Source organism: Streptomyces sp. SP18BB07 (assembly GCF_036322545.1).
GTDB classification, from domain to species: Bacteria; Actinomycetota; Actinomycetes; order Streptomycetales; family Streptomycetaceae; genus Streptomyces; species Streptomyces deccanensis.
Genome location: NZ_JAQYWT010000370.1, coordinates 501,451 through 526,269 on the forward strand (window position 1 = coordinate 501,451; position 24,819 = coordinate 526,269).

Genomic DNA, 24,819 nt, shown 5'->3' on the forward strand with positions numbered 1-24,819 from the left:
TCGACAGTACGGGGAGGGGGTGACAAATGGGTGCCTACTCGTCTGCCGGGTTCTGTTGTTCGGCGGGTGCGGGTGCGTCGTGGCTGGTCGCGCAGTTCCCCGCGCCCCTGGAGGGGCGCTGCTGCGGGCCGGAAGTCACAGGGCCCCTATGCCACTGCCAGGGCTCGTTCCGTTGTCGTTCCGGGGGCGGTCAGGGACTCGTCGTAGCGGTGCAGGATCAGGCTCGCCATCGAGGGGTGGGCTCCCAGGGGGGCCGCGGTGATGCCCGGGGCCGCTTCCGCGCACTCCCTGGCGAAGCGGCCGGGGGCCGTGAAGTAGGAGGCGAGGGCTATGCGGGTGCGGCCCTGGGCGGTGAGGGTGCGGACGGCTTCGGGGACCGTGGGGGCGGCGGCCGAGGCGTAGGCGGGGACGACCGGGACGCCCAGGCGGTCGGCGAGGAGGCGGGCCGTGCGGCCGGTGTCCTCGGCGGCCTCGGGGTCGCGAGAGCCCGCGGCGGCCAGCACCACGGCGCTCGTGCGGCGGCGCGCCTCGCTCATCCGGGTGCGCCAGCCGGCCTCGACGAGGCGGGCGTGCAGGGTCTCGACGAGGAGGGGGTGCGGGCCGAGCGGCGCGGCCAGACGGGTGCGGGCCTCGGCGGCCGCGGCCATCTCGGGGATGTCCTGCTTGACGTGGTAGCCGCGGCTGAGGAGGAGGGGGACGAGCACCGCTTCCCGGTCGCCGAGCGCGGCGAGGGTGTCGGGGAGCAGCGGTTCGTTCAGCTCGATGTGGCCGAGGTGCACGGCGAGGCCGGGACGCTGCTCGCGGACGCGCTCCATGAGGGTGCGTACGGTCGCCAGGGCGCGTGGGTCGCGGCTGCCGTGCGCGACCAGGACGAGCGCCGGTGAGGCGGGGCGCCGGGTTCCGTCGCGGGAGACGAGGCTGAGCTGGGTGGCCAGCTGGTCAGTGATCAGGTTCATGATGTGCGCCGTACTGTCGAGGTCCGCGTTCGACTTGCTCGTCGTCGCCGTCATGCACCGATGGTGCCGGGAGGACGTTGCCTTCCCGTTGCGCGCGTGGTGACGGGTGTTTTCCAGCGCTTCACCGTGCGCGGTACGGGTGTGTGAACCTCCGTGACCTGGCGTTTCGACTCGTTCGAGTGAAGCTTGTCACGCCGGGCGGTGAACCGGATCTCCACGGATGACGTCTTCGTTGGGCGGGAGAGCGGGCACGGACGGGTCCGCCGGAAACACGCAGGACACATGAGCGGGTCCGGCGGGACGGGGGCGCAGTGAGGCGTATCGGGCGGGTCGTGCGCGCCGTTCGGCTGCCGCGTACGCGGGCGGGGCGGCGGCGGGCCGTGCAGGTGGTGATGCTGCTGTGCGTGCTGGCGCTGCTGCCGTCGACCTGGATGTTCACGGCGGCGGGTGACCGGCTGCGGACCACGGCTGACGCGCCGCGCACGGAGGTCGCGGTGGTGTTCGGCGCCGGGCTGTGGCAGGGCGAGCCGTCGCCGTATCTCGCGCGCCGGCTGGACGCGGCGGCCGAGCTGTACCGGTCGGGCCGGATCAAGGTGGTCCTGGTCACCGGCGACAACAGCCGCGTGGAGTACGACGAGCCGGACGCGATGCGCGGGTACCTCACCGAGCACGGCGTGCCCGACGACCGGATCGTCAGCGACTACGCCGGGTTCGACACCTGGGACTCCTGTGTCCGCGCCAAGAAGATCTTCGGCGTGGACCGGGCGGTCCTCATCAGCCAGGGCTTCCACATACGCCGGGCGGTCGCGCTGTGCGAGGAGGCGGGCGTCGAGTCGTACGGCGTCGGTGTGCAGGACCGGCACGACGCGACCTGGTACTACGGGGCCACCCGGGAGCTGTTCGCGGCGGGCAAGGCCTCCCTGGACGCCCTGTTCGAGCCGGACCCCCGCTTCCTCGGACCGGAGGAAACGGGGGTCGAGAAGGCACTCGCGTCGGCGGGGCGAACCCCCGCGGAAGCGCCTTAGTGCTTGATGGTGCCCCACCAGCCCTGGTCCACGGCGCAGCCCCACTTCTTGCCTGCGGCGGTCTTGCCGTGGACGGTGAAGCGGACCTCGTAGGGCTTCTTGCGGTTGGTCATGTAGGCGCTGATGCGCAGACCGGTGGTGCCCTTCTTCTTCAGGGTCTTGGTGTGGACGGTGGCGACCTTCGAGGTCCGCTTGGTGATCTTGCTGCCCTTGGTGGCGGTGGCGTAGGTGAAGGTCAGGTTGACGGGCTTGCTGACGGTCAGGCTGACGTCCTTGAAGCTCGCGGTCTTGCTCTTGTTCTTGAGAGCGAAGTAGAGGCCGCCCTTCACCCGGTTCTTCGAGTCCAGGGTGAAGCCGCCCGGCGAGACGAGCTCGATCGGGCAGCCGGCGGCCTGCGGCGCGGCGGAGGCGGCTCCGGCGAGGCCCAGCTGAGTGGCGGTCAGGGCGCCGACGGCACCCAGGACGGCGGCGGTGGTGCGCATACGGTTCACGTGATGGTCCTCTTCCCCCTACGGCCCGCGTGCGGGCCGGGTGACAGGTCGTACGCCACACGGGGCCCGCGGCACGACCCCCGTGTCTGTGGCGCCCGTAGTTCTTAGCACGCGGGACCCGAACGCGTGGACGGAAAGCGCTGGCGCGACCGCATACGGTGACAGAATCGCGACATCCAGCGGCACGCTCCTCGACATCCGACGGCACGCCTCCGCGGCATCCCGCAGCCCGCCTCCGCGGCATCCCGCGGCACGCTTCCTCACGCCGGGGCCGATGCCGCCGGGAGGTCCCCGTGCCGGTCGTGTAACGAGGGGCGCCCCGGCGCGTAACACGTGCGACGCACGCTGGACGGTATGCCGAACTCCGCGACGCCCACCCACTGCCCGTACTGCGCCCTGCAGTGCGGGATGAACCTGACGCCCGGTGCGGACGGGACCGAAGGGGTCGTAGTGGTCACGGAGCGCGCGGACTTCCCGGTGAACCGGGGAGCGCTGTGCGGCAAGGGCCGTACGGCGCCGGCGGTGCTCTCGTCCCGGGTCAGGCTGACCAGTCCCTTGGTCAGAAGGGCGGGCAACCTGGAACCCGCCTCCTGGGACGAGGCACTCGACCGGGTCGCCGAGGGGCTCACCCGCACGCGGACGGAACATGGCCCGGACGCGTGCGGAGTGTTCGGCGGCGGCGGGCTGACCAACGAGAAGGCGTATCTGCTCGGCAAGTTCGCGCGGATCGTCCTCGGCACCTCGCAGATCGACTACAACGGCCGCTTCTGCATGTCCTCGGCGGCCGCCGCCGGAATCAAGGCGTTCGGGCTGGACCGGGGGCTGCCGTTCCCGCTGGAGGACATCCCGAGGACAGGATGCGTGATCCTCGTCGGGTCCAACCTCGCGGAGACCATGCCGCCGGCGCTGCGCTACCTCACCGAGCTGAAGGAGAACGGCGGCACGCTGATCGTCATCGATCCGCGCCGCACCCGTACGGCCGAACAGGCCGACCTGCACCTGTCCCCGCGGCCCGGCACCGACCTCGCCCTCGCCCTCGGTCTGCTGCATCTGATCGTGGCCGAGGGGCGGGTGGACGAGGAGTACATCCGCGAGCGGACCAGTGGATGGGAGGAGGCGCGGGCGGCGGCCATGGCGCACTGGCCGGAGTACGTGGAACGGATTACGGGGGTGTCCGTTCCCGAACTCCGCGAGGCGGTACGGCTGTTCTGCGAGCCCGAGCACGCGATGGTGCTCACGGCGCGCGGGCCCGAGCAGCAGTCCAAGGGCACGGACACCGTCGGCGCGTGGATCAACCTCACGCTGGCGACGGGCCGCGCCGGACGACCGCTGTCCGGGTACGGGTGTCTCACCGGGCAGGGCAACGGGCAGGGCGGGCGCGAGCACGGCCAGAAGGCCGACCAACTGCCCGGCTACCGCAAGCTGGTCGACCCCGAGGCGCGGCGGCATGTCGCCGAGGTCTGGGGCGTCGACCCGGACAGCCTTCCCGGGCCGGGCCGCAGTGCGTACGAGTTGCTCGACGCGCTCGGCACCGACATCAAGTCCCTGCTGCTGATGGCCTCCAACCCGGTGGTGTCGGCGCCGCGTGCCGCGCACATCGAGGACCGGATCAAGTCGCTGGACTTCCTCGCGGTGTGCGATGTCGTGCTGTCGGAGACGGCGGCCCTCGCGGACGTCGTCCTGCCGGTGACGCAGTGGGCGGAGGAGACCGGCACGATGACCAACCTGGAGGGCCGGGTGCTGCTGCGGCGGCGCGCGATCACACCTCCCGACGGGGTCCGCAGCGACCTGGAGATCATGCACGAGCTGGCCGACCGGCTGGGCGTCGAGAAGGGCTTCCCGACCGACGCGGAGGAGGTCTTCGAGGAGCTGCGCCGGGCGAGCGCGGGCGGGCCCGCCGACTACTCGGGCATCACCTACCGGCGACTGGCCGAGGAGAACGGGGTGTTCTGGCCCTGCCCCACGCCGACGACGGAGGCGGGGGACGCGTCGTCCGCCGGAGCGCGCACGGCCGCGGGTGCCGAGGGGACTTCCGTTCCGTCGTCCGCCGAGGTGCACCCCGGGACGCCGCGGCTCTTCCTCGACCGGTTCGCCACGGAGGACGGCCGGGCCCGGTTCGTGCCCGTCTCGCACCGGGCCGCGGCCGAGGAACCGGACGCCGAGTACCCGGTGCTGCTCACCACCGGGCGGGTGGTCTCCCAGTACCAGTCGGGCGCCCAGACCCGGCGGGTCGACGAGTTGAACGCCGCAGCGCCGGGGCCGTTCGTGGAACTGCACCCCCGGCTGGCCGAGCGGCTCGGCGCGGCGGAGGGCGACCCGGTGGCCGTGGTCTCCCGCCGGGGCCGGGCCGTCGCCCCGGCCCGCATCACGACCGCCATCCGCCCCGACACGGTCTTCATGCCGTTCCACTGGCCGGGCGAGGGCCGCGCCAACACCCTCACCAACCCCGCCCTCGACCCCACCTCCCGCATGCCGGAGTTCAAGACGTGCGCGGTGCGGGTGGAGGCGGTGGGGAGTTAGAACAACGGGGCAGGCCGGGGCGGAGTGGGCTCAGAGGGTCATGCGCACCGTGGCCGCGTCCTCGGCGTACTTCGCCGTCTCCTCGGGGGTGAAGTCACGGCGTTCCGTGAAACCCAGACCGACGACGGCGACGAGGGTCTCGTCCGCCGGGTCGAAGACGGGGAGGGTGAGGGAGCCCAGGGAGCCGGCGGCGCGGCCCGCGCGGACGGCGACGCCGGTCGTGTCGGTCTGGAAGTCGGGGACGGCGACGGGCTCACGGCGCTGCGCGGCCGTCCCGGCCATGCCCTTGCCGATCGGGATCACGGCGGTGCCGTTGCGCACCGAGACCGGCAGGTTGTACGCGGCGACGAGGGCTATCTCGCCCTCCTCGGCGGGCTCGGAGAGGTGGACGGAGCCGGCGAAGCCGCCGTTGCGCTCGACGAACTCGGCGAGCCACGCCTCCACTTCGGGGCGGGCGTTCTTCAGGACGGTCTCGCTCAGGGCTGTTTCGCGCGGGGCTGTCTGGTTCAGGACGGTCTCGTTCGGGGCTGTCTCGTGCATGTGGGGGCTCCTCGTGCTCGCGGCTCAGGTGCCGCTGTCGTGATCAGCATCGTTACCCCACTCACTTGAACATTCACGCGTCGGATACGTGGATCCTGTGTCGGCGTGGATCCTGTGTCGGCGCCCGTCCGGCCACCGGCGTTCAGCCCCGCAGGCGCCAGTCACCGCTCTCGATCAGCTTGCCCCTGGCCCGCAGTCCGGCCGCGACGGTCGGGGCGGCGACGTAGACCCAGGCCCGTACGGCGGTGCCGTCGGCGAGGGTGGCGGGGCGTTCCACCCGCTCGTAGAGGTTCGCCGGGTCGCCCGGGGCGTACTCCTCCAACCGGTCCAGGGTGCGCAGGAGTTCGGCGTAGTCCTCGGGAGCGGCCGTGACGATCTCGCCGCTCACCTCGACCGCTCCCCCGCGCCCTTCTCCGGCACCGTCGCCGAGGCTCTCCACCGCGTACGGGTACCCGGGGCCGTCGTAGAGCGCCATGCCGCGCATCCGGGCCGGTTCCTCCGCGACGGTGCGGCCGCGCAGGAAGAGGTCGTGGTTGGGCTCGCCGGGGCGGAGGGTGCCGTAGACGAAGAAGGGCAGCACCGCGCTCGCCTCTCCTCTCCGAGGGGATCGGGACTCTTTGCAGAAACGATTCTCACCCCTCACACTTCCCCCCACCGACGCCCCTGGACCGCATCTGTCATGCCCACTTAAATCTGACGAGATCGTGGTCGGCCCGACGACCACCGTCGCCCCTCGTCCCTGGGAGACAGATGCGCCGAGCACGGCACCTCCGACGTCCGCACCTCGCCACCACCGGCACCACCGTCGCGGCCGCCGCGCTGCTGGCGGCGACGCTCACCCCCACCGCGGGGACCGCCGGAGCCGCCGACAGACCTGACCGGAGCACCGCGATCGCCCATGCCGCCGACGTCCTGCGGGACCGTGCGGCGAGTCTGGGGCTCAGCTCCGCCCAGAAGACCACCGTACGGGACGTGATCGTGGACGCGGACGGCGCTCAGCATGTGCGCTACGACCGGACCTACCGCGAACTCCCGGTCCTCGGCGGCGACTTCGTCGTCCATCTCAGCCCCGGCGGCGAGTTCCGGAGTGCGAACAGGGCGACGGCCCGCGCCCTCGACATCCCCAGCGTCACGCCCACGGTCAAGGCGCCCCGGGCCGCCGACATCGCCGCCGCCGCGCTGCGCGCCGCGAACGTCGGCGAGACGCTGCGCGGGCTGACGTCCAAGCCCCGGCTGGTCGTCGACGCCCTGCACGGCACCCCCCGGCTGGCCTGGCGGACGGATGCGCTCGCCCAGGACGAGGCCGGCAACCCGGTCGCCCGCACCGTCGTCACGGACGCCACGACGGGCAGGCAGATCGACGCCTGGGACGCGCTGGAGAGCGCTGCGGGCGACGGCAGGTCGCTCTACGGCGGCACGGTCCCGCTGGAGACGACCGTCTCCGGGTCGACGTACCAGCTGAAGGATCCCACCCGCGGCGACACGTACACCGGGGACGCCGCGAACCAGACCGACCTGTGCCTCCTCGGCATCTGCGTCCGGCGCGCCCCCGCGACGCTCCTCACCGACGCCGACAACCACTGGGGCACGGGCACGGCCACGGACCGCGCCACCGCGGCCGTCGACGCGCAGTACGGCACCGACACCACCTGGGACTACTTCAAGGAAGTCCACGGCCGGAACGGCATCGCCGGCGACGGCCGGGGCTCGTACAACCGGGTCCACTACGGCAACGGCTACAACAACGCCTTCTGGGACGACAGTTGCTTCTGCATGACGTACGGCGACGGTGACGGGAACCTGCTCGGCCCGCTCGTGTCGCTGGACGTGGCCGGTCATGAGATGACCCACGGTGTCACCTCCGCGACGGCCGACCTGACGTACTCGGGCGAGCCGGGCGGCCTCAACGAGGCCACCTCGGACGTCTTCGGCACGCTCGTCGAGTTCTCCGCGGAAAACGCCTCCGACCCCGGGGACTGGCTCGTCGGCGAGAAGGTCGTCCGCCCCGGCCTCGGAAGGCCGGCGCTCCGCTTCATGGACCAGCCCAGCAAGGACGGCTCCTCGGCGGACTGCTGGAGTACGGCGGTGCGGAACCTGGACGTCCACTACTCCTCGGGCGTCGCCAACCACTTCGCGTATCTCCTCGCGGAGGGCAGCGGCACCAGGACCATCGGCGGCGTGCGCCACTCCAGCACCACCTGCGACGGCTCGACGGTGACCGGCATCGGCAAGGACAAGCTGGGCGCGATCTGGTACCGGGCCCTGACCGTCTACATGACCTCGTCCACGGACTACGCCGGGGCGCGTACGGCGACCCTGAACGCGGCACGGGACCTGTACGGGGCGGGGAGCGCCGAGCACGACGCGGTGGCGGCGGCGTGGAGCGCGGTGGCGGTGGGCTGACGGGCAGGCATACGCGGCGCCGAGCCGTGCGGGCTCAGCGTCGCGCGTGCCACCACCGGGTGAGGATCTCGACCTTCCGGTCGAACTCCCTGTCCAGGAACGACGTCGGGGTGCGCAGGGTGGCGCGGCGGCCGTCGGCGGTGTGGACGGTGATCTGGCGTACGCCGACGACGCGACGGACCTCCAGGTGCCGTATGCCGGTCCAGGGGATGCGCCGGCGCCGGAGGCCCCGCACCACGAGGGCGTCCTCGGCCAGGGTCACGCCGTCGCCCCGGCGCAGGACCGCGACGACCACGGTGGCGGTCAACGCACCCACGACGCACTGGCGCAGCGTGTCGCGTCCCATGGGGTCGGGGGTCAGGGCGAGGGCGGCCCACAGCAGCGCCGTGCCACCCAGGAACCCCAGCACGACGGGCAGCACGGACTGGAGCAGGCCCGGCCTGTACGTGATCGTTTCCATCGTCTGCGAGTCCCAGGGTGCGTGCGCGAGGGAGTGCGCGAGTGGGCGGAGGGGGCAGCGGTGAAGGTCAGTTGGTGAGGGGGACGGCGTCGGCGTAGGCGTTGGGTGGGCGGGGGGCCTTCTTCACGGTGTGGGCGTCCAGGCCGGCCACGGCGGAACGCGTGCCGAGGGTGCCGGAGGGGTGCCAGGTGCCGGTGAGGGTGACCCAGGTGTCGGCGGGCGGGGGCGGGGCGCCGTGGACGCGTACCTTCACGAACTGGGCGTCGGCGGCACAGCAGCTGACGATGGCGCGGGTCAGGTACCAGCCGGTGGTCCCCTCCCCACCGCCGCCCTCGGCGGACGCTCCCTTGTCGGGGGTGACGAAGCCGGTCATCTCCACGGTGCGGCCGTCGATGGCCCGGTCGCGGTCCTGCTGCACCCGGCTGGTGAAGTCGGTGAGGGTGATCGGGAGCGGTGAGGTCTTCGGCAGGGGGTCGAAGTCGTCCTGGTCCGTGACCGCCACCGCTTTGGGCGCCTCCCGGGAGGCGGTGTACGCGCCGATCGCCGGCGGGGCGTAGAAGAGCAGGCTCAGCGCGGGGAGAAGCAGGAGCCAGGCGACTCGGGGCGGGGTGGAGTGGTCGTGGCCGTGGTCGTGGCCGTGACCTTCGATGTCGGCGTCGGTGGCGGCCTCGGTGGCGGTCTCGGCGTCGGTGGCGGTCTCGGCTTCCTGTTCGTCTCCTGCGGTCGGTCTCCACAGTGACCATGCCTCCGCCGCGCCCAGCACGAGCAGCAGCACGCCCGAGGCCACGAGCAGGGGGTGCATGCCCGGCTTGACGTAGCGCAGGTAGTGGTCGGTGACGACGGTGGCGTGCAGGAGGCCGAGGCCGCTGAGGAGGAGCAGGAGCGCCTGGAGGGGTCGTTTCACAGGAGTACGGCTCCGATCAGCACGCTGCACAGGATCGCGACGACGACCGTCGCGGTGGAGAAGCGGACCGCGAAGGCCCGGCCGAAGGTGCCCGTCTGCAGGGCGATCAGCTTCAGGTCGACCATGGGGCCGACCACCATGAAGGTCAACCGCGCGGTGGGTGAGAACCCGGTGAGGGAGGCGGCGACGAAGGCGTCCGCCTCGGAGCACACCGACAGGAGGATGGCGAGCGCCGCGAGGAACAGCACCGACAGCCAGGGCGAATCGGCGAAGGTGTCGAGGACGGTGCGCGGGACGAGCACATTGAACGTGGCCGCCGCCATCGCGCCCACGACGAGGAAGCCGCCCGCGTGCAGGAAGTCGTGCTGGAAGCCGGTCCGGAACTCGTTCCAGCGGCTCAGCCCGGGCCGGTGTCCCGTGTGCCGCGCGACCGGCTTGAGCCACTCCGCGCGCCCCAACCAGAGCCACAGCCAGCCCATCGCGGCGGCGGTGACGAGGGAGGCGAGCAGCCGGGCCAGCACCATCGCGGGGCTGCCGGGAAAGGCGATGGCCGTGGCCGTGAGGACGATCGGGTTGATGGCCGGGGCGGAGAGGAGGAACGCGAAGGCGGCGGCCGGGTCGACTCCCCGGCGTATCAGGCTCTGCGCGACCGGCACCGAGGCGCATTCGCAGCCCGGCAGCACAACGCCGGCGGCACCGGCGACCGGGACCGCGAGCGCCGGTCTCCTGGGCAGCACCCGGGTGAACACCCTTGCCGGGACGAAGGCGTTGATGGCACCCGACAGGGCCGTTCCGAGCAGCAGGAACGGCAGCGCCTGCACGGTGATGGAGAGACAGACGGTCCGCCACGCCTGAACCGCCGGGTCCTCCAGCCACCGCCCCACCGCGAACAGCACGACACCGGGGACGACGGCCGCGCCGAGGAGCAGCAGGGGCCAGTGCCGGGGCCAGGTGGGGCCGGGGTGGTCGGGCTCGCCGGGGTGGTCGGGGTGGTCGGGCTCGCCGGGGTGGTCGGGGTGGTCGGGCTCGCCGAGGTGGTCGGGGTGATCTGCGTGAGCAGGGGTCGCGGCGTTCCGGGGCGTCTTCGTGTCGGGGGGCGCGTCGGTCGGGTCGGGCGCTTCGGGCGCGTCGGTCGGGTCGGGCGCGTCGGTCGCTTCGGGCGTGTCGGTGTCGGTGTTGTTCGACGTCCTGCTCATGGCCTTGCTCACGGTCTTGCCCCCACCCCTGTCCGCCCGGACGGTCCAGCTGCCTTCTGCATGTCCACTCCGAATATCCGGACGATCGGATCGAACATAGCGGGCGCTCCGGGCCGACGCGTCAGACCCCGCCCAGCAGAGACGTGAGGCCGTCGTCGAGCGCCGGTTCCAGGTCCTCGTCGCCGAGCGCGACCACGGCGTACGAGCGGTGCAGGAAGCGGCGGAGCGAGGGGGTGTCGAAACGGACCATGGCCATGCCGTACGGCGAGTGGAGTTCCACGACGGTGTGCGCCGGGCCGCAGGGCCACAGGTGTACGTCACCGATGCCGGCCGGGGCGGTCAGGCCCTCCGCGAGGAGGGTGCGGGCGAACGCCCACGTCACCTCCGCGTCGTCGGCGGAGGCGCCGGAGGGGAAGTCGATGTGCACGGCGTAGGGGTCCTCGGCGATGTAGCGCAGGGTGGTGCGCACCGGGATCTCGTCGTAGTCGGGGGTGATCAGGCGGGCGCGGGCGGTCTGTTCGAGGGCGGGAGGCGTCGGGCGGGCGGGCCGGGCGGTGGGCATGGGCGGTCTCCAGTTCGGGCGCTTCGGGCGGCGCTTCGGCTTCTTCACGGGGTTCGGGCTCTTCGGATGCTCGGTTGTTGCGGGTTCATGCGTTCGTCAGATGTTTCTTCGGGCGTCACACCCTGTCGACCGCGCCAAGCCCCCATGTATTACGCCGGTTTGGATGTCACCCGCTGTGATGCGTGTCACTTTGTGTAATTACTTGAGATTTTTGTCATCTCCGCATACAAAATCGTCGTCACCCCATCAGCAGTGCGACTGGAGAGCGTTCCCGCCATGACCGACGGCCTCTCCGGGTCCGCGACCGCCGCGTACACCCGGATCTACGAGGAGCAGCACCCGCGCCTCGTCGCGTACGCGCGCTCCCTCACCCGGAACTCCTGGACCGCCGAGGACCTCGTCGCCGAGGCCCACTTCCGGGTGTGGCGGCGGCTCTCCGGGGGGCACGAGATCGACAACGTGCCCGCGTATCTGATGACGACGGTGCGGCACCTCGCGGCGGCGGTGGGCTCCACCGCCACGCGGGAGACGCCGCTGGATCCGACGGCTCCCGAGCGGGTCGAGGTCGATGTGCGGGTGGCCGACGCCGCCGATCCCGCCGAACAGGTCTCCTCCGTCGATCTGTTGGTGCGGGTGCTGGGGCAGCTGCCGGAGCGGTGGGTGCAGGCGCTGTGGCTGGCCGAGGCGGAGGGGCAGCCGCTGGAGGCGGTCGGGCAGCGCATCGGCGCGAAGCAGGGCGCGACGGCGGTACTGCTGCACCGGGCGCGCGAGGGGATGCGCCAGGCGTTTCTGCGCGAGCAGCCCGGGGCGCCGATCGATCCGGCGTGCCAAGTGCGTTGGGGGCGTATGCCGGCGTATGTGCGCGGTACCGCGACGGCCCGGCAGTCCGAGCAACTGCTCAGCCATGTGGACGCGTGCGACGACTGCCGGGCGCGGCTCGCCGTGCTGATGCGCACGAACGACCGGCTGCCCGCGCTCGTCGGTCCGGCTCTGCTGGTGTTCGTGGTGGGCGGGGGTGGGGGCAAGTTGCTGATGGCCCTCACGGGGGGCTCCGCCGGTACGGCCGCGGTGTTCGGTTCTGCGGGTGCGCACGGGAGTGGCGGGGTGCTGCATGCCGTGCGGCAGGTGGCGAGCGGGGCGAGTGGGGCTGGCGGCGTGGGTGGGGTGAAGGTGCCCACCGTCGCGGCGGTCGGGGCGGCTGCGGCTGCCGCCGCGGTGGTGGCCGGCATCGTGCTCGGGCCCCTCGACTCGGGGGCGGGTCCCGCGCAGCGCGTACCGGTCGCACAGGCGCCGGCACCGCATCGGCCCGAGGCCGCGTCTCCTGACGTCGTCGAGCGCCGGGGGGCCGTCACGGATGCGGTCGTCTCGACGGGCGTGGAGGGTGACGGCGGGGCCGTGGAGCGGCGGGCGGTTCGGGGCGCGGATGAGGAGGAGGTCGTGGTCGTGGCGGCGCCGGGGGGCGGGGGCGCGGAGCCTGAGACGCCGGGGGGTGAGGAAGCGGGGGGTGAGGAAGCGGCCGGGGAGGAACTTGGGGGCGTGGAGCCGGGGGCTGAGGAACCTGGGGCTGAGGAACCAGGGGCTGAGGAACCGGGGTACGAACTGCCGGGGGGTGAGGAGCCGGCGCCTGATGGGCCGGGGCCTGCGGAGCCGGGGCCTGCGGAGCCGGCTGGGCCTGTGGTGGAGCCGCCCGTAGAGGAGGTGCCGGTTCAGGAGGCGCCGCCTGTGGTGGAACCGCCGGTTGAGGAGGGTCCTCCCGTGGTGGAGCCGCCTGGGGTAGAGGGGCCGCCTGTCGTGGAGCCACCCGTAGAGGAAGCGCCGCCCGTGGTCGAGCCACCGGTTGAGGAGGGTCCTCCCGTGGTGGAGCCGCCTGGGGAAGAGGGCTCACCCGTCGAGGAACCACCCGTAGAGGAGGCGCCGCCCGTGGTCGAGCCACCGGTTGAGGAGGGTCCTCCCGTGGTGGAGCCGCCTGAGGAAGAGGAACCACCCGTAGAGGAGGCGCCGCCCGTGGTGGAACCCCCGGTAGTGGAACCACCCGTGGAAGAAGCCCCGCCCGTCGTGGAACCACCCGTAGAGGACGTTCCTGGTCCGCCGGATGTGGTTGAGCCGGGGGACGGGGAGGCTGCGCCGCCTGGTGAGCCGTTGCCTGAGGATCCGGGGAGTGGAGCCGGGGGGCCTGGAGGCGGTTGTTGATGTCGTGGGGGTGGCGGTGGGGCGGGCGTGTGGTTTTCTCGCCCCCGCCGCCCCTACCCGTCCCATCCCCAGGGGCTGCGCCCCCTCACCCCCCACCCCAGGGGGCGTATCCCTCGATCCCGTTCCCCAGGGACGGTGCCGTTTGGCCCCCATTCCCTAGGGGCGGCGCCCCTCGACCCCCTCCGTTTCCAGAGGCCGTACCCCTCGCCCCTGGTTCTCCAAAGGCCGTGCCTCGACCCCCGTTCACCAGAGGGCCGTGCCTCGACCCCCGTTCACCAGAGGCGTGCCCCCACCCCCGTTCGCGCCGTTCGTCATTCGGTTGGTGCTTGCTGTGCCTTCGGGGTGGACGAGGGCTCGGGGGGTGGGTGGGTGCGGGGTGTTTGGGGTTGCTCGCGCAGTTGCCCGCGCCCCTGGGGGGCGCGGCGGGCGGAGTTCAGCCGTATGGGCGCCTCTTCTTCGCCTCTCGCAAGGCCTGGGCCCACCAGGACAGTTGGTCCAGCATCAGTTGGGCCGCCTTGTTCGGGGCGGTCGGGTCGTGGGGGTGGCCGGTGTCGTCGAAGGCGGTGTGGGCGTGGTGGAAGGAGACCGTGTCCCGGACCGTGGTCGCGTGGAGTTCGGCGAAGACCTGGCGGAGGTGCTCGGCCGCGCGGAGACCCCCTGAGATGCCTCCGTACGAGACCAGGGCCACCGGTTTGGCTCGCCACTCGTCGTAGTGCCAGTCGATGAGGTTCTTGAGGGCCGCCGGGTACGAGTGGTTGTACTCGGGCGTCACCACGATGAACGCCTCCGCTCCCGCCAGCTTCGGGGTGATCTCGGCGAGCCGCGCCGTGGCCTCGGCGGTCGGCGCGAACGTCGTCGGCAGGTCGGCCTCGGCGACGTCCACCACGTCGACCTCGAAGCCGTCGTGATCCCGGACCCGGCCCAGCAGCCAGTCGGCGATCACCGACCCGAAGCGGCCGGTGCGGTTGCTGCCGATGACCAGTGTCACCCGCACCGGCGTGGCGGAGGACGGAGCGGAGGCGGGCGTCGGGACGGTTTCCGTTTGGGTGTGCGTGACTGTCTGCATGCCCATCAGCGTGGTACCTCAACTTTGGTTGAGGTCAAGTCGCGTCGCCACCTTGCGCGATTCCGTCTTCTTCCGCAGCTTTGCTCCGCGCCCCGCCCCCCTCGGTCACCCGTTCACACCCTCAGCGGTCACCCAGCACGTCCCCCTTCTTCGCGCCCCTCGCGCTCACCCCTATGACCTGCCCAAATACCCACCGTCGCAACTTTCCCCGCCCGCCCCCTGACACCCATTCACCTCATTTCCACCCCCTTTCTGATGCCCCATCAGGAAGCGCGTGGGCCGGAGAGCCACTTACCTCGGAGGGGAACGGAGGACTCACGGAGGAGGCAGCACGATGCGACGTACCGCCCGGCCGCTGACCACGACCGCGCTCGCCCTCGCCTTCGCGGCCCTCGCCACCGCGCCCGCGTACGGCGGTGCGGGCACCGAGCTGCTGGAACTGTCCCCCGCCACTGTCGTCCCCGGCGACGAGGTCACCGTCCGTACGGCGGCCTGCGGCGCGGGCGGTACCGCAACGGGGGACGCCAGCGCGGTCGGCGCCGGCTCCTTCTCGCTCACCCCCGTCGCCGGGCAGCGGCTCGGCGGGCGCTTCGAGGTGCCGCCGAGCGCGCAGCCGGGGACGTACGAGATCGTCGCGGCCTGCACGGACGGGGACGGTCGGATCACCGGCGACCTGGTGGTCTCGCTCAACGGCACCCTGACGGGGCAGCCGACGTATCCGAGAGGCAGTGTGAAGACGGGAGTCGGTGGCGCACTCGGTCCCGACCCCGTGCAGACCGCGGCGGGTGTGGCGGCCCTGGCCGTCGCCGCCGCGGGCGGTACCTGGCTCCTGCATCGCCGGGCGAGAGGCGACGGGATCTGACGGACACCCTCCGCCGTCCGTCCGCCGGTACCGCCGTCCCCTCCTCCCCTCCGGGCCCGACGCCCCTCGACCCGGAGGGGAGGAATCAGGGGGCACCCAGCTCGCGGCGTGCCCTGCCGGGCCGTGCCGGGCCCCGTCGGCCCATGAGGAGGTTTCCGTGCGTCGGGTCGCCAATGCCGTCATAGCCGGGGTCACCGTGGTGGCCCTCTGTTCGGGCGCGTGGTTGCTGCACAACGGCACCACGTCGCACGCGCCGCCGCAGCCGTCGGCCGCGCAGGCCCACAGCCGGTCCGGTGGTGCGTCCGGCACGTCGGGCACGTCGGGCACGTGGCGCGAGTCGGGGGGCGACGGACCGGCGGCCGCCGCGCTGCCGCCCTCCCCGCCTACTCGGATCCGCATTCCCTCCCTCCGCGTCGACGCGCCGCTGATGGGGCTCGGCCTCACGCCCACCGGCAGCCTCGACGTCCCTCCCGCCGAGAAGGAGAAACTCGCGGGCTGGTACGAGGCCGGCACGACGCCGGGTGAACGGGGTACCGCCATCGTCGCCGGGCATGTGGACAACGCCGACGGTGCCGCGGTCTTCTTCCGCCTCGGCGCGCTGCGGCGGGGCGCGACCGTCGAGGTGGACCGGGGGGACGGCGGGACCGCCCTGTTCACGGTGGACGCGGTGGAGGTGTACGACGCGCGGAACTTCCCCGACGAGAAGGTGTACGGGGCCGCGTCGCGGCCCGAGCTGCGGGTCATCACCTGCGGCGGCGGATACTCGCGGACGAGCGGCTACCGGGGGAACGTGGTCGTCTTCGCCCACCTCACGGGCCACCGCACCACCGAGCCGGCACCGACCACCGGGGAGCGGAGGGGATAACGGCCGGCAGGTGAACAACCGGGGGGTCGGCAGCCGGCAGGCGGACAGCCGACCGGCGGGCACTCGGCGGGCCCGTAGCGCGCGCGGACGGCAGGAATGTTTCGCCGTCGGCGCCCGCCGACGTGACCTACGGCACCGTGTCGCGGCGGGGCCGTCGCCGCCGGTGGGCCGGGGCCGCCTCCCGTATACGCCCGCATGAGTCTCGTATCACCAGGTCAGCGCGGTGATGCCGGGCGTCCTCACACCCCACCCGGCCCTTACGGAAACCCCTCACACTCCACTCGGGGCCGCAGGGAGGGCAGCGTTCCTCGTGGGAAACAGATGCGATGCGGTCGGGTAACACCGGCACCGCACGCTCAAGGACATGACCTCGAATGAGCGTGTGGTGGTGATCGGCTCCGGCCTCGCGGGCGTACGTCTCGCCCGGCGGCTGGGAGAGCTCGGCATGCCCGCCACGCTGGTGGGCGAGGAGGAGCACACACCGTACAACCGGGTGCTGCTCGCCGAGGTGCTGGCCGGGCGGTACGCCCCCGAGGTCATCGCGTTGCCCGCCCCGGCCGAGCTGACGCGCGGCCGGGTGGTCCGTATCGACCGCGAGATGCGAGCCGTACATCTCGCGGACGGTGCGGAGATCACGTACGACAGGCTGGTCCTCGCGACCGGCTCGAACCCGGTGCTGCCGCCGCTGCGCGGCCTCTGGGACCCGGAGCGGCACGAGTTCCCCGACGGGGTGCACGCCTTCCGCACCATGGACGACTGCCTGCGGCTGTCGAAGGCCGTACGGCCGGGCGCGCGGGCCGTCGTCATCGGCGGCGGGCTCCTCGGGGTCTCCGCCTCCCGCGCGCTCGCCCTGCGCGGCGTCCAGGTCGTCCTCGCCCAGCAGGGCGAGCGCCTGATGGAACGTCAACTCGACCCGTCCGCCTCGAAGTTGGTCCGGCGGCACCTCGTCGACCTCGGTGTCGAGGTGCACACCGAGACGCGCGTACGTGCCGTGCGGAGCGTCGGCGGGACCGTGCGGTCGGTGTCGATGGCGGACGGGTACGCGCTCGACGCGGACCTCGTGGTCATCGCCTGCGGCGTCCACCCCCGGGTGGGTCTCGCCCAGGAGGCGGGGCTCGCGGTGCACAAGGGCGTCATCGTCGACGAGGAGCTGCGCAGCTCCGACCCCCGCATCCACGCCATCGGCGACTGCGCCCAGTTCGAGGGCACGGTCTACGGGCTCGCCACGCCGGCGCTCGAACAGGCCGATGTCCTCGCCGAGTTGCTCGCGGGGAACACCGGCTCCCGGTACACCGGCACCCGCGCCCTGACCCGGCTGACGCTCGCCGGAGCGGAGTTCCTCGACCTCGCCGCGTTCGGCGAGACCGACCCTCTGCCCGGTGACGACGTCATCCAGCTGGCCGACGCCACACGCGGCACCTACCGCAAGGTCGTCGTCCGCGACGACCGCCTGGTCGGCGGAGTGCTCGTCGGCGAACTCGGCACCGTGGGCGCGCTCGCCCGCGCCTGGGAGGGAGCGGAGCCGCTCCCCGCGAACGGCGCTCCCCTGCTCCACCTGCTCACCAACGATGGAGGCTCCTGAATGTCCGCCACCCTGGGGGCCACCCCCACGATCGTGCTCGTCGGCCACGGCATGGTCGGCCAGCGCTTCCTCGAAGCGCTCGCCGAGCGCGGCCTGACCGCCACGCACCGCGTGGTCGTGCTCTGCGAGGAGCCGCGCCCGGCGTACGACCGGGTGGCGCTCACCTCGTACTTCGCGGGCAAGACGCCCGAGGACCTCTCCATGACCGACATGGCGTTCATCGAGACGCACGGCATCGAGCTGTTCGTCGGCGACCCGGCCGAGACGATCGACCGTGAGGCGAAGAAGGTCACCGCGCGCTCCGGGCAGGTCTTCGAGTACGACATCCTCGTCCTCGCCACCGGCTCGTTCCCCTTCGTGCCACCGGTCCCCAACAAGGACGCGACCGGCTGCTTCGTCTACCGCACGATCGAGGACCTGCTCGCGATCGAGGAGTACGCGAAGACGGCCGAGGTCGGTGCCGTGGTCGGCGGCGGTCTGCTCGGTCTGGAGGCGGCGGGCGCGCTGAAGGGTCTCGGACTCACCTCCCACATCGTGGAGTTCGCGCCCCGGCTGATGCCGGTGCAGGTGGACGACGGCGGTGGCGCCGCGCTGCTGCGCACCATCGAGGACATGGGTCTGTCGGTCCACACCGGTGTGGGCACGCAGGAGGTCGTCGTCGACGAGTCCGGCGCGGTCACCGGGATGAAGCTCTCCGACGGCTCCGAACTGGCCACCGACCTGGTGGTGTTCTCCGCCGGTGTCCGTCCCCGCGACCAGCTCGCCCGCGACTGCGGTCTGACGGTCGGCGAGCGCGGCGGCATCAGCGTCGACGAGCAGTGCCGGACCGTCAACGACCCGCACGTCTTCGCGATCGGCGAGTGCGCGCTGGCCTCCGACGGCCGGGTCTACGGTCTGGTGGCCCCCGGTTACGAGCAGGCCGAGACGGCCGCCGCGACCATCGCCGCCGACGAGGCCGCCTTCACCGGCGCCGACCTGTCCACCAAGCTGAAGCTCCTCGGCGTGGACGTGGCCTCCTTCGGTGACGCGCACGGCGCGACCGCCGACTGCCTGGACGTCGTGTACTCCGACTCCCGCTCCGGCATCTACAAGAAGCTGGTCATCGGCCGCGACGGCGAACTGCTCGGCGGCATCCTGGTCGGCGACGCGGACGCGTACGGCACGCTGAAGGCGTTCACCGGGTCCGTCCCGCCGGTCTCCCCCGAGTCGCTGGTGCTCCCGGCGGGCTCCGGCGGCGGCGCCCAGCTCGGCCCGTCCGCGCTGCCGGACGACGCGATCATCTGCTCCTGCCACAACGTGTCCAAGGGCGCGATCCGCGGCGCGGTCACCGACCACCAGTGCACCACGGTGCCCGAGGTCAAGAAGTGCACCAAGGCCGGTACGGGCTGCGGCAGCTGTGTGAAGGTGCTGGGCCAGCTGGTCACCGCCGAGCTGGAGGCGTCCGGCGTCGAGGTCGACAAGGGCCTGTGCGGCTGCTTCTCGCAGACCCGCGAGGAGCTGTACGAGATCGTCCTCGCCCTGCGCATCAACACGTACCAGGGCCTGCTGGACCGGTACGGCCGCGACGAGGCCAAGGGCGGCGACGGCTGCGAGATCTGCAAGCCGGCGGTCGCCTCGATCATCGCCTCCCTCGCCCCGACCATCGGCGCCAGCGGCTACGTCCTGGAGGGCGAGCAGGCGGCCCTGCAGGACAGCAACGACCACTTCCTGGCCAACCTGCAGAAGAACGGCTCGTACTCGGTCGTCCCGCGCATCCCCGGCGGTGAGATCACCCCCGAGGGCCTCATCGTGATCGGCGAGATCGCCCGCGACTTCGGTCTCTACACGAAGATCACGGGTGGTCAGCGGATCGACATGTTCGGTGCGCGGGTCGAGCAACTGCCTGTCATCTGGACCCGGTTGGTGGACGCCGGCTTCGAGTCGGGCCACGCCTACGGCAAGTCGCTGCGGACGGTGAAGTCCTGCGTCGGCCAGACCTGGTGCCGCTACGGCGTCCAGGACTCGGTCCGCATGGCGATCGACCTGGAGCTGCGCTACCGGGGCCTGCGTTCCCCGCACAAGCTGAAGTCGGCGGTCTCCGGGTGCGCCCGTGAGTGCGCCGAGGCCCAGTCGAAGGACTTCGGCGTCATCGCGACCTCCAACGGCTGGAACCTCTACGTCGGCGGCAACGGCGGCGCCACCCCGCGCCACGCGGACCTGCTGGCCCAGGACCTCTCCGACGCCGAACTGATCAAGCTGATCGACCGGTTCCTGATGTTCTACATCCGCACCGCCGACCGCCTGGAGCGGACCTCGACGTGGCTGGAGCGGATCCCCGGCGGCCTGGACCACGTCCGGGACGTGGTCGTGGAGGACTCCCTCGGCATCTGCGAGGAGCTGGAGTCCCTGATGGCGGACCACGTCTCGCACTACGCCGACGAGTGGGCCTCCACCATCAACGACCCCGAGAAGCTCGCCCGGTTCGTGTCCTTCGTCAACGCCCCCGACACCCCGGACCCGGTCGTCGGCTTCGTCCCCGAGCGCGACCAGATCAAGCCCGACCTGCCCCTGCTGTCCATCGGCCTGCGGCCCGCCGATGTCCTGGAAGGAAGCGCCCAGCGATGACCCTCGCCCCCGAGAAGATCGACGTCAAGGTCCAACTGCGGCTGACGGACGGCTGGTTCACGGTCTGCGACCTGGCCCTGCTGACCCCGGGCCGCGGCGTGGCGGCCCTGCTCCCCGACGGCAACCAGGCCGCGCTCTTCATGGACCGCGCGGGCAAGCTGTACGCCATCGACAACCGTGACCCCTTCGGCGGCGCCGCGGTCCTCTCCCGGGGCCTCACCGGCAGCCACCAGGGCCGCCCCTTCGTCGCCTCCCCGCTCCTGAAGCAGCGCTTCGACCTGGAGACCGGGCAGTGCCTGGACGACGAGACGGTCCGGATCACGGCGTACGAGGTACGGGCCGCGTAGCCCGTCGCCGCTCACCCTTCAGTCGCGCGTGGCGCGCGGACGACCGTACGAGGGTACGGGCGTCCGCGCGTCGCGCGCGTTCCGTCGCGCGCGTTCCGTCGCGCGCGTTCCGCCGCGCGGCGGACCCGGTGGTGGCGTCAGGCCTTCAGTGCGTCGTACGTGACGCCCGTGAGGTGCTCCGAGGCGGACCAGAGGAGTTCGCCCGCGCGGTCATCGGCGGTCCAGGGGGCGCGGAGGGACGGGGCCGGGGCGCCTCGCCACATCGCGAACGACGGGCCGGTGAAGGAGTCGGGGCGTACGTCGGGGGCGGTCGCCGCGTAGAGGGTGGGCAGGGCGCCCCCTTCGGCCGACTGCGCGAAGAAGCGGTTGCCGACCCGCATGAAGCGTTCGACGCCCTTGCGGCCCTCGGCGCTGGGCCCGGCCGTCTGGAGATTGGTCGACGCGTAGCCGGGGTGCGCGGCCGCGGCGACGACCTCCGAGCCGTTCGCCGCGAGCCGCCGGGCCAGCTCGTGGGTGAACAGCAGGTTGGCGGTCTTGGAGCGGCCGTAGGCGAGCCAACGCCCGTATCTGCGCTCGCTGTTGAGGTCGCCGATGTCGATGTTGGCCCGCAGGTGCATCAGGCTGGAGACGGTCACGACGCGGGCGCCGGGGGTGGCCAGCAGGGCCGGCAGGAGCAGACCGGTGAGGGCGAAGTGCCCGAGGTGGTTGGTCCCGAACTGCGTCTCGAAGCCGTCGGCCGTACGGCTCCGCGCCACGGCCATCACGCCCGCGTTGTTGACGAGCAGGTCCAGCCGGTCGCTCGCCTGCGCGTAGGCCTCCGCGAACTCCCGTACGGAGCGCAGGTCCCCCAGGTCGAGTTGCATCAACTCGACGCTCCCGTCCGGCACTTCGGAACTCATCCGCTCCAACGCGGCGGCCCCGCGTTCCGCGCTCCGACAGGCGAGGACGACATGCGCACCACGGCGGGCGAGTGCCCTGGCGGCGGCGTATCCGATACCGCTGTTGGCACCGGTGACGATGGCGGAGCGGCCGTGCTGATCGGGGATGTCGCGCATGTTCCAGCCGGTCATGACCGCCGCCTTCCCGAAGGGCCTCTGGGGCGTTTCCAGCGTAGACCGGGTGGGGGTGTTGCGGGAGGTGGGGGCGCTACCGGGGTGGGGCTTTGCGGGAGGCGTGGCGGCTGCGGGTCCGGTGGGGGCTGGTCGCGCAGTTCCCCGCGCCCCTGAAAAGCAGGGGCTGCGCCCCGTGCTTTTCAGGGGCGCGGGGCCGTGGTCTTTCAGGCCCGCAGAGCCCGGTCTTTCAGGCCCGCAGGGCCTGGGCTTTTAGGGGCGCGGGGAACTGCGCGATCAGCCCCCACCGACCCGCACCCGCCCACGAGCCCCCGGTCACTCCCCCCAGTCGCGCCCCCGGCGCAACAACGGCGGCCGGGCCTCCGGCGCCCCCGGCATCGGCCGGGTGTCCAGATAGAACCACTCGGCGTCGGGCCCCGGCCCGGCCCCGGCCCCGCCCGGCATCGGCCCCGTACCCCCCACCGCCGCCGTACCGACCGTCGCGTAGTCCCACACCTCCGTCGACACCGGCTCCGGCGTCTCCGTGGACGCCGGCTCCTCGGCCGCCGCGGCCGGCTTCGTGAGGTCCGGCATCAGCAGCTCCACCCGCAGCCCCGCCCCCCGCTGCTGCGCCACGAACTCCTCGATCTGGCTGCGGCAGGCGTGGTCGAGGTGGGTCACCCCGAGCAGGTCCAGCCGGATGCGCGGCTTGCCGGACGCCGCCGCGCCCTCCAGCGCGTCGATCAGCTTCGGCAGCCGCAGGAACGTCGCGTTGCCCGCCATGACGACCTTCGCCGTGTCGTCCTCGATGTGCTGCCGGACGACGGTCTGCGACATCCGCAGCGCGGCCAGCACCACACCCGCGGCCAGCCCGAACAGCACCCCTTCGAGCAGCGCGGTCGCCGTGATGACCAGCGTCGTCAGCGTCATGACCGCGAACTCGCCCCGGTCCTGCCGCCACATCTTCGGGAACTGCTCCGGCGCGAACAGCTTCCACCCGCTGTGCACGAGGACACCCGCGAGCACCGAGATCGGGATCAGCGCCAGCACCTGCGGCAGCAGCAGCGCGAAGGCCAGCAGCCACAGGCCGTGCAGCGTACGGGAGAGGCGGGTCTTGGCGCCGGCCTGCACGTTCGCCGAGCTGCGCGCGACGACCGCCGTGATGGGCAGCGCGCCGAGGATGCCGGCGACGGTGTTGCCCGCGCCCTGGGCGATGAGCTCGGTGTTGTAGCGGGTGCGCGGACCGTTGTGCATCCGGTCCACGGCGGCGGCGGTGAACAGGCTCTCCGCCGACGCGATCACGGTGAAGGTGAGGATCGCCGTGATGATCCCGACATCGGCGAGCCCGGCCAGCTGGTCCGGCCCGGGTACGTCCACGGACGCCAGCAGATTGCCGACCTGGAGCGTCTTCACCTCGACGCCGGGCAGCGAGGCGACCGCGATGCCGATCCCGACGGCCACGAGCGCGGCCGGGATCTTCTTGACCGGCCCCGGCACCTGCTTCCACACGAAGCTCAGCACGATCGTGACGATGCCGAGCCCGGCCGCGATCAGCGCCTGCGGGTTCGTCACGGTGTCGGCGATCAGTCCGGGGACGCCCGCCATGTTCTCCAGGGGGGTGCCCGGCGCCTTGGAGTCGGACATCGGATACAGCTGGCCGAACATCAGCGGCAGCCCGATGCCGGCGAGCATGCCCTGCACGACGGCGAGGGAGATCGCCTGGAACATCCGGCCCAGTTTCACCAGGCCCAGCACGATCTGGAGGATGCCGGAGAAGAGGACGATCACGCCGAGCATCGCGACGCCGAACTCCATGACCGTCTCCGCGACGAGCGCCGCGAGCCCGGCCGCCGGGCCACTGACCTGGAGGGTGCTGCCCCGCACCGCGCCGACCACCAGACCGCCGATCACCCCGGAGATGATGCCCAGTTCGGCCGGCACACCGGAGGCGACGGCCACGCCGATGCAGAGCGGCAGCGCGACCAGGAAGACGACGAGGGACGCGGTGATCTCGGTGGCGAAGTCGACACGACCGGCGGAGGCCCCGCCGCGGGGTCCCTTGGCACTCGGGGGCGGACGATCCGTGCCCAGGGACTCGGTGACGGCCCACTCCGGGGAACCGCCGTCGCCCTGGGCGAGGTTCGGGGGGAAGTCCGGGGCGTAAGGGGGTGGGCCGGGGATGTGCCCCGGTAATCCCGGCCCGCCGCTCTGGCCGTTCCCGTGGGAGCGGTGGGCGCCGCCGCCCGCCGCGTGCCGGCGTCCGTGCGCGCCGCTCATGAGCCGTGCACCTGAAAACCGCCGTCCGCGTCCAGTTCGTGGACCTTGCCGGTGTCGATCTCGTAGTACCAGCCGTGCAACCGGAGCCGTCCGGCGTCGAGTTGCTGCCGGGCGACCGGGTAGTCCCGCAGGACGGCGAGCTGGTTGCGGATGTTGAGCTGGACGACCTCGCGCAGTCCGGGATCCTCGGACGAGGCGCCGGCCCTGCCGGAGCCGCCGCTCCCGGAGCCGCCGCTTCCGGTGTCGCCCCCGGCGGAGCCGTTCTCGCCCGCTCCGGCCCCCAGGACCGGTTCGAGCGCGGGCCTGGCGTAGTCGAGCCACGCGTCCACCCTGGGCAGGCCGGACAGATCGGCGCCGTACTTCAACGCGCCCATCGCACCGCAGTGGGAATGACCACACACGACGATGTCCTGAACGCCGAGCACCTCCAGCGCGTACTCGATGGTGGCGGCCTCGCCGGAGGCGGCCCCGTACGCGTCGTGCGGCGGCACGATGTTGCCCGCATTTCGCAGCTCGAATATCTCGCCGGGCCGCGCCCCGGTGATCAGGGCGGGAATCACCCGCGAGTCCGAGCAGGTAATGAACAGCGCCTCGGGAAATTGCCCGACGGCGAGTTTACGATATTCGTCGCTCTCGAAGTCCACCCGCCGCTTGAACGACCGGGCGCGATCCAGCAACGCCTTCATCATGCCTCCCTGCAACGACTCTGACCAGCTCTTACGACCGTAGAGGGGCGATGAACAGAGGAAGGTTAAGAGAACACTAAAGCACGACCAGATTCTCCACATCTTTCGGCCAGCAACCCCTTCACCGCAGGTCGGGCGACCGAATACAAGCGGTTTCTGAGGGTCATTTCACAATGCTCCGGATTCCCTGCGCACAGCTGTTCGTTCTCTTGTAGCGTGGCGCCCCACAGCACG

The 24,819-nt window shown here is 72.1% G+C and carries 21 protein-coding genes; 9 read left to right on the plus strand and 12 right to left on the minus strand.

Annotated elements, in window-relative coordinates; genetic code table 11:
- Positions 1-146: 146 nt before the first annotated feature.
- On the minus strand, positions 147-1,010 hold the full coding sequence (locus PUR53_RS47680; RefSeq protein ID WP_329899343.1) for a sirohydrochlorin chelatase: 864 nt from the start codon (positions 1,008-1,010) through the stop codon (positions 147-149).
- A 338-nt stretch (positions 1,011-1,348) separates the two neighbouring features.
- Here PUR53_RS47680 and PUR53_RS47685 point away from each other — a divergent pair, with 338 nt between their 5' ends.
- Positions 1,349-1,981: a SanA/YdcF family protein gene (locus PUR53_RS47685; RefSeq protein ID WP_443080459.1), complete on the plus strand. Its 633-nt coding sequence runs from the start codon at positions 1,349-1,351 to the stop codon at positions 1,979-1,981.
- Here the strand turns inward: PUR53_RS47685 and PUR53_RS47690 are convergent.
- Positions 1,978-2,463, minus strand: coding sequence for a hypothetical protein (locus tag PUR53_RS47690; RefSeq protein ID WP_329912629.1), 486 nt, complete (start codon positions 2,461-2,463; stop codon positions 1,978-1,980). The two genes, PUR53_RS47685 and PUR53_RS47690, sit on opposite strands and share 4 nt — an antisense overlap.
- A gap of 363 nt (positions 2,464-2,826) precedes the next feature.
- Here PUR53_RS47690 and PUR53_RS47695 point away from each other — a divergent pair, with 363 nt between their 5' ends.
- Positions 2,827-4,992: a molybdopterin oxidoreductase family protein gene (locus tag PUR53_RS47695; protein ID WP_329912596.1), complete on the plus strand. Its 2,166-nt coding sequence runs from the start codon at positions 2,827-2,829 to the stop codon at positions 4,990-4,992.
- A gap of 30 nt (positions 4,993-5,022) precedes the next feature.
- Here PUR53_RS47695 and PUR53_RS47700 read toward each other — a convergent pair whose 3' ends face one another.
- Both PUR53_RS47700 and PUR53_RS47705 read right to left on the minus strand, forming a co-directional pair.
- A complete protein-coding gene (locus PUR53_RS47700) occupies positions 5,023-5,532 on the minus strand; it encodes a GAF domain-containing protein (RefSeq protein ID WP_329912597.1) in 510 nt (169 codons plus the stop codon).
- A gap of 142 nt (positions 5,533-5,674) precedes the next feature.
- Entirely contained in the window at positions 5,675-6,112 is a 438-nt protein-coding gene (locus PUR53_RS47705) for a gamma-glutamylcyclotransferase family protein (protein ID WP_329912598.1), read from the minus strand.
- 170 nt (positions 6,113-6,282) lie between these two features.
- Between PUR53_RS47705 and PUR53_RS47710 the strand changes: the two genes are divergently transcribed.
- Complete coding sequence (locus PUR53_RS47710; RefSeq protein ID WP_329912599.1) at positions 6,283-7,935, plus strand: M4 family metallopeptidase; 1,653 nt, start codon at positions 6,283-6,285, stop codon at positions 7,933-7,935.
- 34 nt (positions 7,936-7,969) lie between these two features.
- Here the strand turns inward: PUR53_RS47710 and PUR53_RS47715 are convergent, their stop codons facing one another.
- The 4 genes from PUR53_RS47715 to PUR53_RS47730 form a co-directional block, all read right to left on the minus strand.
- A complete protein-coding gene (locus tag PUR53_RS47715) occupies positions 7,970-8,395 on the minus strand; it encodes a hypothetical protein (RefSeq protein ID WP_329899349.1) in 426 nt (141 codons plus the stop codon).
- Positions 8,396-8,462: 67 nt separating this feature from the next.
- Complete coding sequence (locus PUR53_RS47720; protein WP_329912600.1) at positions 8,463-9,299, minus strand: TIGR03943 family putative permease subunit; 837 nt, start codon at positions 9,297-9,299, stop codon at positions 8,463-8,465.
- A complete protein-coding gene (locus tag PUR53_RS47725; RefSeq protein WP_329912601.1) occupies positions 9,296-10,495 on the minus strand; it encodes a permease in 1,200 nt (399 codons plus the stop codon). Before PUR53_RS47725 ends, PUR53_RS47720 begins: the two co-directional genes overlap by 4 nt.
- 121 nt (positions 10,496-10,616) lie before the next feature.
- Positions 10,617-11,057 (minus strand): SsgA family sporulation/cell division regulator, encoded by a 441-nt coding sequence (locus PUR53_RS47730; RefSeq protein ID WP_329899352.1) that lies wholly within the window; start codon positions 11,055-11,057, stop codon positions 10,617-10,619.
- A gap of 276 nt (positions 11,058-11,333) precedes the next feature.
- Between PUR53_RS47730 and PUR53_RS47735 the strand changes: the two genes are divergently transcribed.
- On the plus strand, positions 11,334-13,247 hold the full coding sequence (locus tag PUR53_RS47735) for a sigma-70 family RNA polymerase sigma factor (protein ID WP_329912602.1): 1,914 nt from the start codon (positions 11,334-11,336) through the stop codon (positions 13,245-13,247).
- A 433-nt stretch (positions 13,248-13,680) separates the two neighbouring features.
- On the opposite strand, the gene PUR53_RS47740 is transcribed toward PUR53_RS47735, so the two are convergent.
- Positions 13,681-14,313, minus strand: a complete 633-nt coding sequence (locus PUR53_RS47740) for an NADPH-dependent FMN reductase (RefSeq protein WP_329912603.1) — start codon at positions 14,311-14,313, stop codon at positions 13,681-13,683.
- Positions 14,314-14,647: 334 nt separating this feature from the next.
- Here PUR53_RS47740 and PUR53_RS47745 point away from each other — a divergent pair, with 334 nt between their 5' ends.
- The 5 genes from PUR53_RS47745 to nirD all read left to right on the plus strand — a co-directional run bounded on the left by PUR53_RS47745 (position 14,648) and on the right by nirD (position 20,573).
- A complete protein-coding gene (locus PUR53_RS47745) occupies positions 14,648-15,175 on the plus strand; it encodes a hypothetical protein (RefSeq protein WP_329912604.1) in 528 nt (175 codons plus the stop codon).
- A 157-nt stretch (positions 15,176-15,332) separates the two neighbouring features.
- Positions 15,333-16,040, plus strand: coding sequence for a class F sortase (locus PUR53_RS47750; protein ID WP_329899356.1), 708 nt, complete (start codon positions 15,333-15,335; stop codon positions 16,038-16,040).
- 364 nt (positions 16,041-16,404) lie between these two features.
- Positions 16,405-17,622, plus strand: a complete 1,218-nt coding sequence (locus PUR53_RS47755) for an NAD(P)/FAD-dependent oxidoreductase (RefSeq protein ID WP_329899357.1) — start codon at positions 16,405-16,407, stop codon at positions 17,620-17,622.
- Positions 17,623-20,226 carry a nitrite reductase large subunit NirB gene (gene nirB / locus PUR53_RS47760; RefSeq protein WP_329899358.1) on the plus strand — a complete coding sequence of 868 codons (2,604 nt, stop codon included), beginning with the start codon at positions 17,623-17,625 and terminating at the stop codon, positions 20,224-20,226.
- Positions 20,223-20,573, plus strand: a complete 351-nt coding sequence (gene nirD / locus PUR53_RS47765) for a nitrite reductase small subunit NirD (protein ID WP_329899359.1) — start codon at positions 20,223-20,225, stop codon at positions 20,571-20,573. The genes nirB and nirD overlap by 4 nt, the downstream gene beginning before the upstream one ends.
- 137 nt (positions 20,574-20,710) lie before the next feature.
- Here nirD and PUR53_RS47770 read toward each other — a convergent pair whose 3' ends face one another.
- The 3 genes from PUR53_RS47770 to PUR53_RS47780 all read right to left on the minus strand — a co-directional run bounded on the left by PUR53_RS47770 (position 20,711) and on the right by PUR53_RS47780 (position 24,585).
- Entirely contained in the window at positions 20,711-21,643 is a 933-nt protein-coding gene (locus PUR53_RS47770; protein ID WP_329899360.1) for an oxidoreductase, read from the minus strand.
- Positions 21,644-21,958: 315 nt separating this feature from the next.
- Entirely contained in the window at positions 21,959-23,899 is a 1,941-nt protein-coding gene (locus PUR53_RS47775) for a SulP family inorganic anion transporter (protein ID WP_329912605.1), read from the minus strand.
- On the minus strand, positions 23,896-24,585 hold the full coding sequence (locus tag PUR53_RS47780; protein WP_329912630.1) for a carbonic anhydrase: 690 nt from the start codon (positions 24,583-24,585) through the stop codon (positions 23,896-23,898). The genes PUR53_RS47775 and PUR53_RS47780 overlap by 4 nt, the downstream gene beginning before the upstream one ends.
- Between the last annotated feature and the right edge of the window lie 234 nt (positions 24,586-24,819).